Here is a 17,629-nt window from a genome sequence, read left to right as displayed (position 1 = left end):
CGAACCCGGAAGCTAAGCCTTTCAGCGCCGATGGTACTGCAGGGGGGACCCTGTGGGAGAGTAGGACGCCGCCGAACAATCATTGTGGAAAAGCCTCGTGCCCTTGTGGCACGGGGCTTTTCTGCGTTCACGGACCAAAACTGGACCCACACTTGGGCCAGATGCCGGCCGGCCGTGACGGGGGAGCGTCTGGTGGGGCGAGGGGATGGGCCTGCCCTCGGAGGCCCTGGTGGGGCGCCAAGGTGACGGTGCGACAGGCGGTTTTGCACACCCCCTGGTTCGGGGTATGCTTTAGCTCGTTGCCGCAGGGCAGCAAGGCCCCAATAGCTCAGTCGGTAGAGCGTCTCCATGGTAAGGAGAAGGTCTGCGGTTCGATTCCGCATTGGGGCTCATATATGTGAAAGGCCCCCGCCTTCAGGCGGGGGCCTTTCACATATATGAGGCCTTTTCGGACTGCTCGATGCTGACAGCGCTAAACGGTGGGCTGTGGCTCTGGGACGCGCATCGCGAGGATGGCCATGTCGTCCGAGGCCGGCTCGGCGGCGAATCGCTCGACCGCCCGCAGAATGCGTGCCGCAACGGCGCCGGCTGTCAGCCCCGTGCAGTTGGCCAGAACGTCCGCCAGGCCGTCGTCACCAAGCATGCGTGCGCCCTCCCGGCGCTCTGTGACCCCATCGGTGACACACAGCAGGACATCGCCCGGTTCCAGGGTCACCGTCTGCTCGTACAGCTCCAGGTCCTCGATCACGCCCAGCAGGGGCTGAGGCTCCGCCGCCGACTCGACCGAGCCGTCCTGACGCAGGCGCAGCGGCAGCGGATGACCGGCACACACCACCTTCAGAAGGGCGCTGCCGTCCTCCTGGGGCCACAACTCCCCGTACAGAAGCGTCAGGAAGCGACTGCGGGCGCCCTCGTCGAGGATGGCGGCGTTCAGCCGCTCCAGGACGGCGGGGCCGCCGAAACCCTCGCGGGCGAGCAGGCGCAGGGCGTGACGGGCCAGACCGGTGACGGCCGCGGCCTCCGGACCCGTACCGCACACATCGCCGATGGCGAAGCCGTAGGCGCCGTCGCGGATCGGGAAGATGTCGTAGAAGTCGCCGCCCACTTCGTTGCCTTCGCCGGCTGCCCGGTAGATGACCTCGATCTCGACATTGGGCACATCGGGCAGACCCGGAGGCAGCAGGCTGCGCTGGAGGGACTGGCTGATCGCCGTGCGCTCCGAGTACAGACGGGCGTTGTCCAGGGCCAGAGCGGCCCGGCGCGACAGGTCCTCGGCCAGTTCCAGGATCTCCTGGCGGAAGTGGTCGTCGGACGGCTTGCCGAGCGTGAGCATGCCGATGACCCGGTTACGGGCGACAAGCGGGAGGACCACGGTCTCCCCGCCGACGGCGGCTGCCGTGGCGAGTGTCGTCCGGATGCCCGCGCCGAGTCCGCCCGGGTCTCCGAGGCCGATGCTGCGCATCGAGGTGCGCAGCGCCGCCTGATGGGCGGCCTCGGACGGTGCGGACCACACACGCGCTCCGAGCGTCGGCACCGGGTCCGGCGGGGCGATCTTGGAGAGCAGGGCCTTGAGGCCGTCGATGCGCTCCTCGTCCTCGTGCAGCACGTACGAGAGGTCCGGATCCGAGGACTGGTCGGCGATCGTGTAGACGGCGCACCACGTGGCCAGGGTGGGGACGGTCATCTGTGCCATCAGAGCGAGCGTCTGATCCCGGTCGAGCGTGCCGGCCAGCAGATCGGACGCCTCGACGAGGAAGGAGAGCGAGCCGCGGCGCAGCCGTTCCAGCTCTCCCAGACGGGCGGACTCGACGGCCAGGGCGATGCGGTCGGCGGCGAACTGGAGGCGCAGCGCCTCCTCGTTCGAGTACCGGCCTGCGGCTTCGGCCGCGACACCCAGCGAGCCCGTGAGCCGGCCCTCGACCTTCAGCGGGACCGTGACCACCGAGCGCATGCCCGTGTCGCCGAGCAGCGGGACGGCGCCCGGCACGGCGTCGAGGTCCTCGTGGACGGCGGGCATGCGCGCGGAGCCGTACCGTCCGGTGCCGGCCTCCACGGGGACTCGGGCGAAGCGCTGACGGGCGGAGGGCAGGCCGGTTGTGGCCCGTACCTCCAGTTCGGTCTCGTCGTCCGTCGCCAGCAGCAGGAAGGCGGCGTCGGCGTCGAGCATGTCGCGGGCCCGCTCGACGGTGCGCTGGAGGAGGCCGTCGAGGTCGTCGGGCGCGGGGGAGCCGATGAAGACCTTGAAGGGGTCCGTGGCGCGGTTCTCGGTGGTCGCGTCGGAGACGGGCGTGCGCGCCGGTGACTGGAGCACGGCCCGCTCGTAGTCGCGGACCAGCAGGCACACGGTCGAGGGTTCGCCCTCGGTGTCCCGTACGCGCAGATGGGAGCCGTAGACCGGGATCGTACGGCCGTCGCCGCCCCGGATGCCGTAGCTGCCCTCCCAGCGTGAGAGGCGCAGCGCGTCGGCGATGCCGGTGTTGGTGCCCGGGGTCTGCGGCCACGCGGTGAAGTCGGTGAACTGCTTTCCGGTGACCTGCTCCGCCGCATGCCCGAAGAGATACGAGGCGTCGTCGTTCCACGCCGCGATGGAGCCCGAGCTGCTGATCTGGACGACCGCTACCCGGACCCGTTCGTCGGTGACGGGGAGCAGATCGACGGGAAGCAGCGGGCCCGCCGAGCGGATGCCCACCGGCCGGTCGGGCAGATCGAGCTGGAACCAGACATGTTTGTGGGTGGGGGAGTACTCGACTCCCCAGCGGGAAGCGAGGGCCGCGCACAGGAGGAGGCCGCGGCCGCCTTCCCGGTCGGGGCTGCCGAAGTCCAGTGCGGTGGACTGGAGCGGGATCTCCCTTTCCGGATAGTGGTCGGACACCTCGACCCGGACGCCGTCCTCCGTGCGCAGGCACAGGACGTCCGCCGCCGTGCCCGCGTGGACCACCGCGTTGGTGACGAGCTCGCTGGTGAGGACCACGGCGTCGTCGACGACGTCGGTGTACCCCCACCCCTGGAGCGTGTCCCGGACAAAGGCGCGGGCCGTCGCGACGGAGCGCCCGACCGGGTCGAAAGTGGCAGCCGCGCGCGCCGTGATCACAGCACTCCCCATATGGTGTCTCGTCGCTTCCCCGAGTCCTGTGCCCGTTTCTCGCCGCTTCGATTCGCCTTGCCAGGCTAGACGCTCGGTGTGGGTACCGGATACACGAGGGCCGGTTCGGGCAAGGACGGGCAGGAACGGGCCTGGGACCGACAAGTGTGGGCTTCCCCGTGGAGGGATGTGGCACAACCATGGGAGGTTCCGCCCCGACCTGTTCCCGCCTGGTACGTTTCAACGATTTGACGGCCGCATGGTCACCCGTCGACGGTGGTCCCTGGCGGTGAGCCATTGAGGATCTGGGCAAGCTCTCGGACAAGGCCCGAGCGATTTCGGTCAACCCCTGCGGGAGGGACACGGTGGAGTCTGACGTGGCGGCGCGGGGAACAGGCACGCGCAGTAGAGGCGGACAGTCCGTGAAGAAGCAGCGTAATGGAACCGTCGAAGTCGACGCGGCGGCACTCAACAGACTGCTGTCGGGTCTGGTGGCCATGCGTGACGGGAACTTCCGCCGGCGGGTGACGGTCTCCGGCGACGGTGTGATGGCCGAGCTCGCTGCGGTCTTCAACGAAGTCGCCGACCGTAACGTGCATCTCACCGGTGAGCTCGCGCGCGTGCGGCGGGTGGTCGGCCGGGAGGGCAAGCTCACGGAGCGGCTGGAGACGGGGGCCTGCGAGGGCTCCTGGGCGGCCGCGATCGACGCGTCCAACGAGCTGGTCGATGATCTCGCGCGTCCCGTCTCGGAGGTCGGACGGGTGCTTTCGGCGGTCGCCGACGGTGATCTCGAACAGCGGATGGAGCTGCGTTCGCACACGGCGGACGAGACGGTGCGGCCGCTGCGCGGCGAGTTCCTGAAGGTCGCCCGGACGGTCAACAACCTGGTCGACCAGCTGTCGGCCTTCACCGAACAGGTGACACGGGTCGCGGTCGAGGTGGGGACCGAGGGCAAGCTGGGCGGCCAGGCCCAGGTGCGGGGGATGTCCGGGTCCTGGAAGGACCTCACGGACTCCGTGAACACCATGGCGTACCGGCTGACCGCGCAGGTGCGCGACATCGCCCTGGTGACGACTGCGGTCGCCAAGGGCGATCTGTCGCGGAAGGTCACCGTCCACGTGGCCGGTGAGATGGCCCAGCTCAAGAACACCGTCAACACGATGGTCGACCAGCTGTCCTCGTTCTCCTCCGAGGTGACCCGCGTCGCCCGGGAAGTGGGCACCGAGGGCGAGCTCGGTGGCCAGGCGACCGTGCCCGGGGTGGCAGGCGTCTGGAAGGACCTGACGGACTCCGTCAACACGATGGCGGGGAACCTCACCTCCCAGGTGCGCGGCATCGCGGAGGTGACGACGGCGGTCGCCAACGGTGACCTGTCGCAGAAGGTCCGGGTGAGCGCGCGGGGCGAGGTCGCGCAGCTCGCCGAGACGATCAACCAGATGACCGAGACGCTGCGCACCTTCGCGGACGAGGTCACGCGTGTGGCCAGCGAGGTCGGCGGCGAGGGCCTGCTCGGCGGCCAGGCGCAGGTGCCGGGCGCCGCGGGCACCTGGAAGGACCTCACCGACTCGGTGAACACCGTCTTCCGCAATCTGACGACCCAGGTGCGCGACATCGCCCAGGTGACCACGGCGGTGGCCAGCGGAGACATGTCGCAGAAGGTCACTGTCGATGTGGCCGGCGAGATGCTGGAGCTGAAGAACACCGTCAACACGATGGTCGACCAGCTTCAGTCCTTCGGTTCGGAAGTGACCCGGGTGGCCAGGGAGGTCGGCGTCGAGGGCCGGCTGGGCGGCCAGGCCGAGGTGCCGGGTGCGGCGGGTACCTGGAAGGACCTCACGGACTCCGTCAACACGGCGTTCCGGAACCTGACCGGTCAGGTGCGCGACATCGCCCAGGTGACGACGGCGGTCGCCAACGGTGACCTGTCGCAGAAGGTCACTGTCGATGTGGCCGGCGAGATGCTGGAGCTGAAGAACACCGTCAACACGATGGTGGCGCAGCTGTCCTCGTTCGCCGACCAGGTGACGCGCATGGCGCGGGACGTGGGCACGGAGGGCCGCCTCGGCGGTCAGGCGCGGGTCGACGGTGTCTCCGGTACGTGGAAGGAGCTCACCGACTCCGTCAACTTCATGGCGGGGAACCTGACTTCCCAGGTGCGTCAGATCGCGCAGGTGACCACGGCGGTGGCGCGGGGTGACCTGTCGCAGAAGATCGACGTGGACGCGCGCGGTGAGATCCTTGAGCTGAAGAACACCATCAACACGATGGTCGACCAGCTTTCCGCCTTCGCGGAGCAGGTGACCCGGGTGGCCCGCGAGGTGGGCACGGACGGGCGTCTGGGGGGTCAGGCGCAGGTGCCCGGCGTGGCCGGGGTGTGGCGTGATCTAACAGATTCGGTGAACGGCATGGCCGGGAACCTCACCGCTCAGGTCCGTAACATCGCGCAGGTCGCCACGGCGGTGGCGCGGGGTGACCTGTCGCAGAAGATCGACGTGGACGCGCGCGGCGAGATCCTTGAGCTGAAGAACACCCTCAACACGATGGTCGATCAGCTGTCGAACTTCGCCGAGCAGGTGACCAGGGTCGCCCGCGAGGTGGGTACGGAAGGCATCCTCGGCGGTCAGGCCGAGGTGCAGGGTGTGTCCGGTACGTGGAAGGACCTCACCCAGTCCGTCAACGGCATGGCGAACAACCTGACGCTTCAGGTCCGCAACATCGCCGAGGTCACCACCGCGGTCGCCAACGGTGATCTCTCCAAGAAGATCACTGTTGACGCCAAGGGCGAGATCCTCGAACTGGTGACGACGGTCAACACCATGGTCGACCAGCTGATGAACTTCGGTGACGAGGTGACGCGGGTGGCCCGTGAGGTGGGCACCGAGGGCATCCTCGGCGGCCAGGCCCGGGTGCGCGGTGCCACGGGCATCTGGAAGGACCTCAGCGAGAACGTCAACCTGATGGCCAACAACCTGACCAGTCAGGTGCGGAACATCTCCCGGGTCTCGTCCGCCGTGGCCAACGGCGACCTGACGAAGAAGGTCACCGTGGAGGCGCGCGGTGAGGTGGCCGAGCTGGCCGACACCGTCAACACGATGGTGACGACCCTGTCGTCGTTCGCCGATGAGGTGACGCGAGTCGCCCGTGAGGTGGGCACCGAGGGCGAGCTGGGCGGTCAGGCGCGTGTCCCCGGCGTCTCCGGTACGTGGAAGGACCTCACCGAGTCCGTGAACTCGATGGCGTCCAACCTGACCGGTCAGGTGCGCCAGATCGCCACCGTCACCACGGCCATCGCCGAGGGCGATCTCACCAAGAAGATCGACATCGACGCGCGCGGGGAGATCCAGGAGCTCAAGAACACCATCAACACGATGGTCGACCGGCTGTCCTCGTTCGCCGAGCAGGTGACCCGGGTGGCCCGTGAGGTGGGAACCGAGGGTCAGCTGGGCGGTCAGGCGCGGGTGCGCGACGTGGACGGCACCTGGCGCGACCTCACGGAGTCGGTGAACGAGATGGCCGGAAACCTGACCCGTCAGGTGCGTGCCATCGCGGCCGTCGCCACTGCGGTGACCAGGGGCGATCTCAATCTCAAGATCGATGTGGACGCCGCAGGCGAGATCCAGTCCCTCCAGGACAACATCAACACGATGATCGCCAACCTGCGCGACACCACCGCCACCAACAAGGAGCAGGACTGGCTCAAGGGCAACCTCGCCCGGATCTCCGGTCTGATGCAGGGGCGCCGCGACCTGGACGACGTCGCCTCGCTGATCATGAGTGAGCTGACCCCGGTCGTCTCCGCGCAGCACGGAGCCTTCTTCCTCGCCATGGCGACGGGAGACACCGACGCGCTCGGTGCGGACGGCGACCGGGAGGGCGCGTACGAACTCCGGATGCGGGGCAGCTACGGCTACTCCGCCGGCTCCATGCCCACGTCCTTCCGGCCGGGGGAGACGCTCATCGGCACGGCCGCCGAGGAGAAGCGGACGATTCAGGTGGACAACGTGCCGCCGGGATACCTGAAGATCTCCTCCGGTCTCGGCGAGGCGCCGCCCGCGCATGTGATCGTGCTGCCCGTGCTCTTCGAGGGGAAGGTCCTCGGTGTGATCGAGCTGGCCTCCTTCCAGCCGTTCACCCATATCCAGCGGGACTTCCTCAACCAGCTCGCCGAGATGATCGCGACCAGCGTCAACACGATCAGCGTCAACACCACGACCGAGAAGCTGCTGGAGCAGTCACAGGAGCTCACGGAGCAATTGCGCGACCGGTCCCAGGAGTTGGAGAACCGGCAGAAGGCACTCCAGGCATCCAATGCCGAACTGGAGGAGAAGGCCGAGCTGCTGGCCCAGCAGAACCGTGACATCGAGGTCAAGAACACCGAGATCGAGGAGGCGCGGCAGGTCCTGGAGGAGCGCGCCGAACAGCTCGCCGTCTCCATGCGCTACAAATCGGAGTTCCTGGCGAACATGTCGCACGAGTTGCGGACACCGCTCAACTCGCTGCTCATTCTCGCCAAACTTCTGGCGGACAACGCCGAGGGCAATCTGTCGCCGAAGCAGGTGGAATTCGCCGAGACGATCCATGGGGCGGGTTCCGATCTGCTCCAGCTGATCAACGACATCCTCGATCTGTCCAAGGTCGAGGCGGGCAAGATGGACGTCAGTCCGACCCGGATCGCCCTGGTGCAGCTGGTCGACTATGTGGAGGCGACGTTCCGGCCGCTGACTGCGGAAAAGGGGCTGGATTTCTCCGTACGGGTGTCACCGGAACTCCCGGCCACGCTGCACACCGACGAACAGCGGCTGCTTCAGGTGCTGCGCAATCTGCTCTCCAACGCGGTGAAGTTCACCGACAGCGGTGCCGTCGAGCTGGTGATCCGGCACGCCGGTGCCGAGGTGCCGAACGCCATTCGTGAGCAACTGCTGGAGGCCGGCTCGCTGCGGGACGCCGATGCCGATCTGATCGCCTTCTCGGTGACGGACACCGGTATCGGGATCGCGTCCAGCAAGATGCTGGTGATTTTCGAGGCGTTCAAGCAGGCGGACGGGACGACCAGCCGCAAGTACGGCGGTACCGGTCTCGGTCTCTCCATCAGCCGCGAGATCGCACGGCTGCTGGGAGGCGAGATCCATGCGGCGAGCGAGCCCGGCCGGGGTTCGACGTTCACGCTGTACCTGCCGCTGCACCCGAGCGAACTGCCGCCGCAGGGTTACCCGCAGATCGGCCCCGCGCCCATCGAAGCGCATGGCGCGGCGGTCGAGAGCGGGCGGCTTCCCGAGGCGGTCCAGGGGCAGGGACTGGGACAGGGGTCCGGACCGGGCTTCGAGACCTTCGGCGAGGCCGCGGGGACGCCGGGAAGCGTGTACGACCAGGGCGGTGCGGCCTCGCTGTTGAGGCGTCGGCGCAAGGCACTGGGCGGTGCGCGGCAGCAGCCCGCGCTGCCGCCGCGGGCTGCTTCTCCGGCGGATCGGCAGAGTCCGCAGGAGCCGTGGGCGCTCGGCGGCCAGGAGGAGCCGGCTGTCCGCAGGACGTTCCGGTTCGCAGGCGAGAAGGTGCTGATTGTCGACGACGACATCCGGAACGTCTTCGCGCTCACCAGCGTGCTGGAGCAGCACGGGCTGTCGGTTCTGTACGCGGAGAACGGGCGCGAGGGGATCGAAGTCCTGGAGCAGCACGACGATGTGACGGTTGTACTGATGGACATCATGATGCCGGAGATGGATGGCTATGCGACCACTTCGGCGATTCGCCGGATGCCGCAGTTCGCCGGCCTGCCGATCGTCGCGCTGACCGCGAAGGCGATGAAGGGGGACCGAGAGAAGGCGATCGAGTCCGGAGCGTCCGACTACGTCACCAAGCCGGTCGACCCTGATCATCTTCTTTCGGTTATGGAGCAGTGGATGCGCGGAGAGTGATCGTCAATTGATCGAATCAATCGTGTTTTGTTGACTGGCTGTGTCGGAAGGAGTGTGGGAGCGAGGTTTCCGGGGAACCTTCTCGTCTCCCGCCACGTTTTCCCTGTGTGCACAGTGACATCGCGGTGACAGGGTGTGGTGACGGGCAGGGTGCGGCTACCATGACCGGCACAAGGACGGACGGCGTAAGGGAGCCGTCCCCTGGGGCGGCGCCCGGTGTAATTCCGGGGCGAGGAGGACGGGCCATGGTGCAGAAGGCCAAGATCCTCCTGGTCGATGACCGGCCGGAGAATCTGCTGGCGCTGGAGGCCATCCTCTCTGCGCTCGATCAGACACTGGTGCGGGCATCGTCAGGGGAGGAGGCGCTGAAAGCGCTGCTCACGGACGACTTCGCGGTCATTCTGCTGGACGTCCAGATGCCAGGCATGGATGGTTTCGAAACCGCGGCGCACATCAAGCGCCGGGAGCGGACCCGGGACATCCCGATCATTTTTCTCACCGCGATCAACCATGGTCCGCACCACACCTTCCGGGGTTATGCGGCCGGCGCGGTGGACTACATCTCGAAGCCGTTCGACCCCTGGGTGCTGCGCGCCAAGGTCTCGGTCTTCGTCGACCTGTACATGAAGAACTGCCAGTTGCGTGAGCAGGCGGCGCTGTTGCGGCTTCAGCTGGAGGGCGGCGGGAACGGAGGCTCGAACCACGAGAAGGAGCCCGCCGGACTGCTGGCCGAACTCTCCGCGCGGCTCGCGGCCGTCGAGGAACAGGCCGAGGCCCTCTCCAAGCAGCTCGACGACGAGTCGGCGGACGCCGGGGCCGTGGCCACCGCCGCGCATCTCGAACGGAAACTGACCGGGCTGCGCCGGGCGCTGGACGCGTTGGAGCCGGGTACCGCGGGCGGGCCCGCCAAGCTGCCCTCGTAACACGGCTGTCGGCGGCGCCGTTCCTCTCCGGCCGGTCCTTTCGGGCCATCGAGGCGTCAACTGACCGGAGAGTGCGGCGCTGTTCGGCTGTGTGATGCGGACCGGGCCTGCCGATGACACCTGTGTGGCAGGCCGGGGGCCGGTGAGTGCGCGTCAGTTTGCAGCCGCCGTACGGCGACACGGTCGGGTGAACCGGCACGCGCACGTGTTCACTGCCGCGGACACCGGTAACCTCGGCCCCATGGCCTCACGTACGTCCGGCAAGGGTTCCCAGGGCACGGCGGGCACCGCGAAGCGCGTCGGTGGCGGAGCGGGCCCGGCGAAGAAAGCCGCGCCCGCGAAGAAGGCCGCCGCCAAGAAGACCGCGCCCGCGAAAAAGGCTCCCGCGAAGAAGGCGGCGGCCAAGAAGACCGCCGCGCCCAAACCCGCGCCGTCGCCCACCGGCGGTGTGTACCGCCTGGTGCGCGCAGTCTGGCTCGGTGCGGCCCACGGCGTCGGCGCTATGTTCCGCGGCATAGGACGCGGCGCCAAGGGGCTCGACCCCGCGCACCGCAAGGACGGTGTCGCGCTGCTGCTGCTCGGTCTCGCGCTGATCGTCGCCGCTGGCACCTGGTCGAATCTGCGCGGACCGGTCGGCGACCTCGTCGAGATGCTGGTCACCGGAGCCTTCGGCCGGCTCGACCTGCTCGTGCCGATACTGCTGGGCGCCGTCGCCGTGCGGCTGATCCTGTACCCGGAGAAGCCCGAGGCCAACGGCCGGATCGTCATCGGGCTCTCCGCGCTGGTCATCGGAGTGCTCGGGCAGGTCCACATCGCGTGCGGATCGCCGGGGCGCGAGGACGGCACCGAGGCCATGCAGGACGCGGGCGGCCTCATCGGCTGGGCCGCCTCCAAGCCGCTGATCTTCACCATGGGCGAGGTGCTCGCCGTACCGCTGCTCCTGCTCCTGACCGTCTTCGGGCTGCTGGTCGTGACGGCGACCCCGGTGAACGCCATCCCGCAGCGGCTGCGGCTGCTCGGTGCCAAGCTGGGAATCATCGACCCGGTGTACGACCCCGAGGCGCTGGACGAGGACGACGAGAGCTACGACGAGCAGTGGCGTGAGGCGCCGGCCGCCCGTTCGCGCCGTTCCACCGCCCGTGCGTCCGAGGCGCCCGAGGGGTACGACCCCGACCGGGCGGAGTCCGACGCGCTCTCCAAGCGGCGCAGGCCGCGCAGGCCCTCCGTGCAGCCGGCGATGAACCGGACCATGGACGCCGTGGACGTCGCGGCGGCAGCAGCCGCCGCCCTCGACGGCGCGGTGCTCAACGGAATGCCGCCCTCACCGGTCGTCGCCGACCTCACCCAGGGCGTCTCGGCGGACCGCGAGCGCACCGGCACCCCGGTGCCCGGTGCCAGGGAGGCGGAGTCCACCCGGCGGCCGGGGGCGAAGGCGTCCTCGCCCGCCGGGGGCGTACCGGACCTGACGAAGCCCGCCCCCGACCGCTCGCAGTCGCAGCCGTTGCCGCCCCGCGCCGAGCAGCTCCAGCTGTCCGGCGACATCACCTACTCGCTGCCCTCGCTCGATCTGCTGGAGCGAGGCGGCCCGGGCAAGACCCGCAGTGCCGCCAACGACGCCATCGTCGCGTCGCTGACCAACGTCTTCACCGAGTTCAAGGTCGATGCCGCCGTCACCGGCTTCACCCGCGGCCCCACGGTGACCCGGTACGAGGTCGAGCTCGGGCCTGCCGTGAAGGTCGAGCGGATCACCGCGCTCGCCAAGAACATCGCGTATGCCGTCGCCAGCCCCGACGTCCGGATCATCTCGCCGATCCCGGGGAAGTCCGCGGTCGGCATCGAGATCCCCAACTCCGACCGCGAGATGGTCAACCTCGGCGACGTGCTGCGGCTGGCCGACGCCGCGGAGGACGACCACCCGATGCTGGTCGCGCTCGGCAAGAACGTCGAGGGCGGCTACGAGATGGCCAACCTCGCGAAGATGCCGCACGTGCTGGTGGCCGGCGCCACCGGTTCCGGCAAGTCCTCCTGCATCAACTGCCTGATCACTTCGGTGATGGTGCGGGCGACGCCGGAGGACGTCCGCATGGTGCTGGTCGACCCCAAGCGCGTCGAGCTGACCGCGTACGAAGGCATTCCCCACCTGATCACCCCGATCATCACCAACCCCAAGAAGGCGGCCGAGGCCCTCCAGTGGGTCGTACGCGAGATGGACCTGCGCTACGACGACCTCGCCGCGTTCGGCTACCGCCACATCGACGACTTCAACCACGCCGTGCGCACGGGCAAGCTCAAGACGCCGGAGGGCAGCGAGCGTGAGCTGTCGCCGTATCCGTACCTGCTGGTGATCGTCGACGAGCTGGCCGACCTCATGATGGTGGCCCCCCGGGACGTCGAGGACTCGATCGTCCGCATCACCCAGCTGGCCCGCGCCGCCGGTATCCATCTGGTGCTCGCCACCCAGCGGCCGTCGGTGGACGTCGTCACCGGTCTGATCAAGGCGAACGTGCCCTCCCGGCTCGCCTTCGCCACCTCCTCGCTGGCCGACAGCCGTGTCATCCTCGACCAGCCCGGCGCCGAAAAGCTCATCGGGAAGGGTGACGGACTGTTCCTGCCGATGGGGGCCAACAAGCCGACCCGTATGCAGGGCGCCTTCGTCACCGAGGACGAGGTCGCGGCCGTCGTCCAGCACTGCAAGGACCAGATGGCCCCGGTCTTCCGCGACGACGTCGTGGTCGGCACGAAGCAGAAGAAGGAGATCGACGAGGACATCGGCGATGACCTGGATCTGCTCTGCCAGGCCGCTGAGCTGGTCGTCTCCACCCAGTTCGGATCCACCTCGATGCTCCAGCGCAAGTTGCGGGTGGGGTTCGCGAAGGCCGGCCGGCTGATGGACCTGATGGAGTCGCGGAACATCGTCGGCCCCAGCGAGGGCTCCAAGGCGCGCGATGTCATGGTGAAACCGGACGAGATCGACGGGGTGTTGGCGCTGATCCGCGGGGAAACCGGTTCGTAAGGTTTTTGGGGGCAACCGTTTCCGCGGGCCGTACGTCAAGTTGAGGGGAGGGACAGCAGAATGTTCCTTCCCGGGGCGGTCCGGCGCGTCAGACTCTGTTCGAGTCTGATGGCGTACAAAGTCATCCTCCCGGTTGCCCCACCCTTTCGTACCCCCCCTAGACTGAACACCCAGCAGGTGGCTCACGCTCGAAAGGCGCCCCCGTGTCCATCGGCAACTCCCCCGAAGACGACCGGCCTTCGATCGGTCGAGTGCTTCAGCAGGCTCGTATCGCCGCAGATCTCACGGTCGAAGAGATCAGCACGTCCACCCGGGTGCGCATCCCCATCGTGCACGCGATCGAGGAGGACGACTTCTCCCGCTGCGGCGGCGACGTGTACGCCCGCGGCCATATCCGAACGCTCGCACGTGCCGTAGGCACCGATCCGGAACCGCTGGTCTCGCAGTACGACGCCGAGCACGGCGGCCGTCCCGCGCCCACGTCGGCGGCCCCGATGTTCGAAGCCGAACGGATTCGTTCCGAACCCCGGCGGCCCAACTGGACCGCTGCCATGGTCGCCGCCATCGTGGCCGTGGTCGGATTCGTCGGCTTCACCTTCTTCAAGGGCGGTGACGAGCCCTCGACCGCCGGCCAGGTGGCCGAAGGCCCCACGTCCGACAAGATCACCCCCAAACCGGCGTCCAGCAAGCCCGTCGACCCCAAGCCGGCCCCCTCGGACAGTGCCATCGCGGCAGCGCCCCAGGACAAGGTGACGGTCAAGCTCAGCGCCAGCCAGGGCAAGAGCTGGATCTCCGCCAAGGACCACAACGGGCGGTCCCTCTTCGACGGAACCCTCCAGCAGGGCGAGACGAAGACCTTCCAGGACAAGGAGCGGGTCGACCTCGTCCTCGGTGACGCCGGATCGATCGATCTCTTCGTCAACGGCAAGAAGGTCGAGGACCAGTTCCAGCCCGGACAGGTGGAGCGGCTCTCCTACACCAAGGGCGACCCCGAGGTCGGCTGACCGCGGAACCCCGCAGTTCACAGGGCGGCGAGCGCCCGGCCACCGCGCCGGGCGCTCGCCGCTTTGTCACTCCCTGTAACGAGTGAACCCTGCACGGCGGGGCCAGTGCCGGGACAAAGTAGTCTTGAGCCCATGCCCGAACGCCGTACCGTCGCCCTTGTCACTCTTGGCTGCGCCCGTAACGAGGTGGACTCGGAGGAGCTCGCAGGCCGCTTGGCAGCGGACGGCTGGGAGCTCGTCGAGGATGCCTCCGATGCCGATGTCGCCGTGGTCAACACCTGTGGATTCGTCGAGGCCGCCAAGAAGGACTCCGTCGATGCCCTGCTCGAAGCCAATGATCTGAAGGACCACGGCCGGACCCAGGCCGTCGTCGCCGTCGGCTGCATGGCCGAGCGCTACGGAAAGGACCTCGCCGAGGCCCTGCCGGAAGCGGACGGAGTCCTCGGCTTCGACGACTACGCAGACATCTCCGACCGTCTCCAGACCATCCTCAACGGCGGCATTCACGCCTCCCACACCCCGCGCGACCGCCGCAAGCTGCTGCCCATCAGCCCGGCCGACCGCCAGGACGCGGCCGTGGCCCTGCCGGGCCACGCCCAGGAGGCCGCCCCGGTCCCCGCCGATCTTCCGGAGGGAATCGCCCCGGTCTCCGGTCCGAGGGCGCCCCTGCGGCGCCGGCTGGGCACCAGTCCGGTCGCCTCGGTCAAGCTGGCCTCGGGCTGCGACCGCCGCTGCTCCTTCTGCGCCATCCCGTCCTTCCGCGGCTCCTTCATCTCGCGGCGTCCCTCGGACGTCCTGGGCGAGACGCGCTGGCTTGCCGAGCAGGGTGTGAAGGAGGTCATGCTGGTCTCCGAGAACAACACCTCGTACGGCAAGGACCTCGGCGACATCCGCCTCCTGGAGACACTGCTCCCGGAGCTCGCGGACGTCGAGGGCATCGAGCGGATCCGGGTCAGCTATCTGCAGCCCGCCGAGATGCGGCCCGGTCTCATCGACGTACTGACCTCGACGCCGAAGGTCGCGCCCTACTTCGACCTGTCCTTCCAGCACTCGGCCCCCGGCGTGCTGCGTGCGATGCGGCGCTTCGGCGACACCGACAGCTTCCTGGAGCTCCTGCACACCATCCGGAGCAAGGCACCGCAGGCCGGGGCACGCTCCAACTTCATCGTGGGCTTCCCCGGCGAGACCGAGGCGGACCTCGCGGAGCTGGAACGGTTCCTCACCGGTGCCCGTCTCGACGCCATCGGCGTCTTCGGTTACTCCGACGAGGACGGCACCGAGGCGGTCGGATACGAGAACAAGCTGGACGCGGACACGATCGCCGAGCGGCTGGCGCACATCTCGCAGCTGGCCGAGGAGCTGACCTCGCAGCGTGCCGAGGAGCGTGTCGGCGAGTCGCTCCAGGTGCTGGTCGAATCGGTCGAGGCCACCGAGGACGAGTCGCGCGCCGTGGGCCGCGCCGCCCACCAGGCGCCCGAGACGGACGGTCAGGTGCTCTTCACCGCACGCGAGGGACTTGTCCCGGGTCGTATGGTCGAGGCAAAGGTAGTGGGCACCGAAGGCGTGGACCTGGTGGCCGAGTGCTGTGAACTTGCGGAGGTAGCCAGATGACCGGAGCACCGGCATCCGCGGCAGGTGGTACCGGCACGACGCCGGCCCGCGGCGGAAAACTGGGTGCTGCGGCCGTCAACCAGGCCAGTCTGTGGAACATCGCCAATCTGCTCACCATGGCGCGGCTGGTGCTGGTCCCCGGGTTCGTCGTGCTGCTGCTTCACGCCGGCGGATACGACCCGGCCTGGCGTTCCATCGCCTGGGCCGCGTTCGCCGTCGCGATGATCACCGATGTGTTCGACGGACATCTGGCGCGTAAGTACAACCTGGTCACCGACTTCGGGAAGATCGCAGACCCGATCGCGGACAAGGCGATCATGGGTGCGGCGCTGATCTGTCTGTCGTACCTCGGTGATCTTCCCTGGTGGGTCACGGGCGTGATCCTCTTCCGGGAGCTCGGCATCACGCTGATGCGGTTCTGGGTGATCCGGCACGGTGTGATTCCGGCCAGCCGCGGTGGCAAGTTGAAGACGCTGGCCCAGGGGACCGCCGTCGGGATGTACGTCCTGGCCCTGACCGGTCCGCTGGCCACGCTGCGCTTCTGGGTGATGGCGCTGGCCGTCGTGCTGACGGTCGCCACCGGCCTGGACTATGTCCGCCAGGCCGTCGTGCTGCGGCGCCAGGGACTCGCTGAGGAGAGGACGGCGGCGGCCCAGGAGGCCGCCGAGAACGCCGAGGCGGCCCTGGAGAGCACCAGGAGCGAGGGACAGGCCTCTCGCCGCTCCGGGGCTGCGGGTACTGCCGGGACGGTCTCCGACGGGCCCGGCGGCGTGGAGCGAGCTTCCGGGAACCGTGGTGTCGGGGAGCAGGCCCCCAGTGCCCACAGCGTCGAGCAGGCCTCCGGGAACCGTGGTGCCGCGGAGGCCGAGCGGTGACAGCCGCCGCCCAGGCGCTGCGGCTGCTCGTCGAGCGGGGCGAGACCCTGGCCGTGGCCGAGTCGCTGACCGGTGGCCTGGTCGCGGCCGAGCTGACGTCGGTCCCCGGTGCCTCGCAGGCGTTCCGGGGTTCGGTGACCGCCTACGCGACCCCCCTCAAGAGTGAAGTCCTGGGCGTGGACGCGGAGCTTCTGGCGGCGCGAGGGGCGGTGGACGCCGAGGTCGCGCGCCAGATGGCGACAGGCGTACGCCGGGCGCTCGGCGCAGACTGGGGAGTGGCGACAACCGGTGTCGCGGGCCCTGACGCACAGGACGGCCAACCGGTCGGAACGGTCTTCGTCGCAGTCTGCGGGCCCCGTGACGTCGGAAAAGTGGCCGCGCTGCGGTTGAACGGCGGACGGGCGGACATCCGTAGAGAGAGCGTACGGAGCGTGCTCGAACTGCTCTCCGGCGAACTCGGCGGGTACGCGAGCGCACAGGATACGGAACACAACGGGGGGAATTGATGTTTGCAGCCCTGAGTGAACACGACATCGCTCCCCGCACGGCCGCAGCGCTAGGCGGTACGGTGGGGCGTGAAGGATGCGGCTACGCGGTCCGAGGAGGGAGCCACCGATGATTCTGCTCCGTCGCCTGCTTGGTGACGTGCTGCGTCGGCAGCGCCAGCGCCAAGGCCGTACTCTGCGCGAAGTCTCCTCGTCCGCCCGAGTTTCGCTCGGCTATCTCTCCGAGGTGGAGCGGGGGCAGAAGGAGGCATCCTCCGAACTGCTCTCCGCCATTTGCGACGCGCTGGATGTACGGATGTCCGAGCTCATGCGTGAAGTGAGCGATGAGCTGTCTCTGGCTGAACTGGCCGAGTCGGCAGCAGCCAGCGATCCGGTACCAGTACCGGTGCGCCCCATGCTCAATTCCGTCTCCGTTTCCTCGGTGACGGGTGTACCGACGGGGCGGGTGACCATCAAGGCGCCCGCGGAAGCGGTGGATGTCGTCGCCGCCTGACCCGTTCGGTTCGGTGTGAAGCCGGAGCCCCGGTCCTCCCCTCAGGGGGCGGGCCGGGGCTTCTGCGCGTCCCGGGGCTTCCGTGCGTTTCGGGTCTTGTGCGTCCGGGGGCTCGCGTCTGTTTGCGGGCCCGGGCCTCTGCGTGTGTGGGGGAGGCGCGAGGGATGTGACGGCTGGGTCGGCGGTTGGGGTGTCGGCGGACATTCGACG

At 68.6% G+C, this 17,629-nt stretch carries 9 protein-coding genes, 1 tRNA gene and 1 rRNA gene; 10 read left to right on the top strand and 1 reads right to left on the bottom strand.

Annotated features, from left to right (window positions below):
* Positions 1-77 (top strand): 5S ribosomal RNA (gene rrf, locus ACZ4LX_RS33915); the annotation flags it as partial.
* Between the two features lie 240 nt (positions 78-317).
* Positions 318-390, top strand: a tRNA-Thr gene (locus ACZ4LX_RS33910).
* 82 nt (positions 391-472) lie between these two features.
* Here the strand turns inward: ACZ4LX_RS33910 and ACZ4LX_RS33905 are convergent.
* Positions 473-3,091, bottom strand: coding sequence for a SpoIIE family protein phosphatase (locus ACZ4LX_RS33905; RefSeq protein ID WP_467641669.1), 2,619 nt, complete (start codon positions 3,089-3,091; stop codon positions 473-475).
* 413 nt (positions 3,092-3,504) lie between these two features.
* Here ACZ4LX_RS33905 and ACZ4LX_RS33900 point away from each other — a divergent pair, with 413 nt between their 5' ends.
* The 8 genes from ACZ4LX_RS33900 to ACZ4LX_RS33865 all read left to right on the top strand — a co-directional run bounded on the left by ACZ4LX_RS33900 (position 3,505) and on the right by ACZ4LX_RS33865 (position 17,419).
* Positions 3,505-8,994, top strand: coding sequence for a HAMP domain-containing protein (locus ACZ4LX_RS33900; protein ID WP_467641667.1), 5,490 nt, complete (start codon positions 3,505-3,507; stop codon positions 8,992-8,994).
* A 245-nt stretch (positions 8,995-9,239) separates the two neighbouring features.
* Positions 9,240-9,917, top strand: coding sequence for a response regulator (locus tag ACZ4LX_RS33895; RefSeq protein WP_467641664.1), 678 nt, complete (start codon positions 9,240-9,242; stop codon positions 9,915-9,917).
* A 241-nt stretch (positions 9,918-10,158) separates the two neighbouring features.
* On the top strand, positions 10,159-12,930 hold the full coding sequence (locus ACZ4LX_RS33890) for a DNA translocase FtsK (RefSeq protein ID WP_467641661.1): 2,772 nt from the start codon (positions 10,159-10,161) through the stop codon (positions 12,928-12,930).
* A 203-nt stretch (positions 12,931-13,133) separates the two neighbouring features.
* On the top strand, positions 13,134-13,934 hold the full coding sequence (locus ACZ4LX_RS33885; protein WP_467641658.1) for a helix-turn-helix domain-containing protein: 801 nt from the start codon (positions 13,134-13,136) through the stop codon (positions 13,932-13,934).
* A 132-nt stretch (positions 13,935-14,066) separates the two neighbouring features.
* Positions 14,067-15,545: a 30S ribosomal protein S12 methylthiotransferase RimO gene (gene rimO, locus ACZ4LX_RS33880; RefSeq protein WP_467641655.1), complete on the top strand. Its 1,479-nt coding sequence runs from the start codon at positions 14,067-14,069 to the stop codon at positions 15,543-15,545.
* Entirely contained in the window at positions 15,542-16,420 is an 879-nt protein-coding gene (gene pgsA / locus ACZ4LX_RS33875; protein WP_467641652.1) for a CDP-diacylglycerol--glycerol-3-phosphate 3-phosphatidyltransferase, read from the top strand. Before rimO ends, pgsA begins: the two co-directional genes overlap by 4 nt.
* The gene (locus ACZ4LX_RS33870) at positions 16,417-16,926 is read left to right on the top strand and encodes a CinA family protein (RefSeq protein ID WP_467641649.1); all 510 of its coding nucleotides are present in this window, start codon (positions 16,417-16,419) and stop codon (positions 16,924-16,926) included. The genes pgsA and ACZ4LX_RS33870 overlap by 4 nt, the downstream gene beginning before the upstream one ends.
* Positions 16,927-17,035: 109 nt before the next feature.
* The gene (locus ACZ4LX_RS33865) at positions 17,036-17,419 is read left to right on the top strand and encodes a helix-turn-helix domain-containing protein (protein ID WP_148021270.1); all 384 of its coding nucleotides are present in this window, start codon (positions 17,036-17,038) and stop codon (positions 17,417-17,419) included.
* Positions 17,420-17,629 lie beyond the last annotated feature (210 nt).

It is taken from the genome of Streptomyces sp. NPDC026062, from assembly GCF_055568375.1.
Note: the sequence above shows the minus strand (reverse complement) of the source record. Positions and strands in the feature narration are given on the sequence as shown.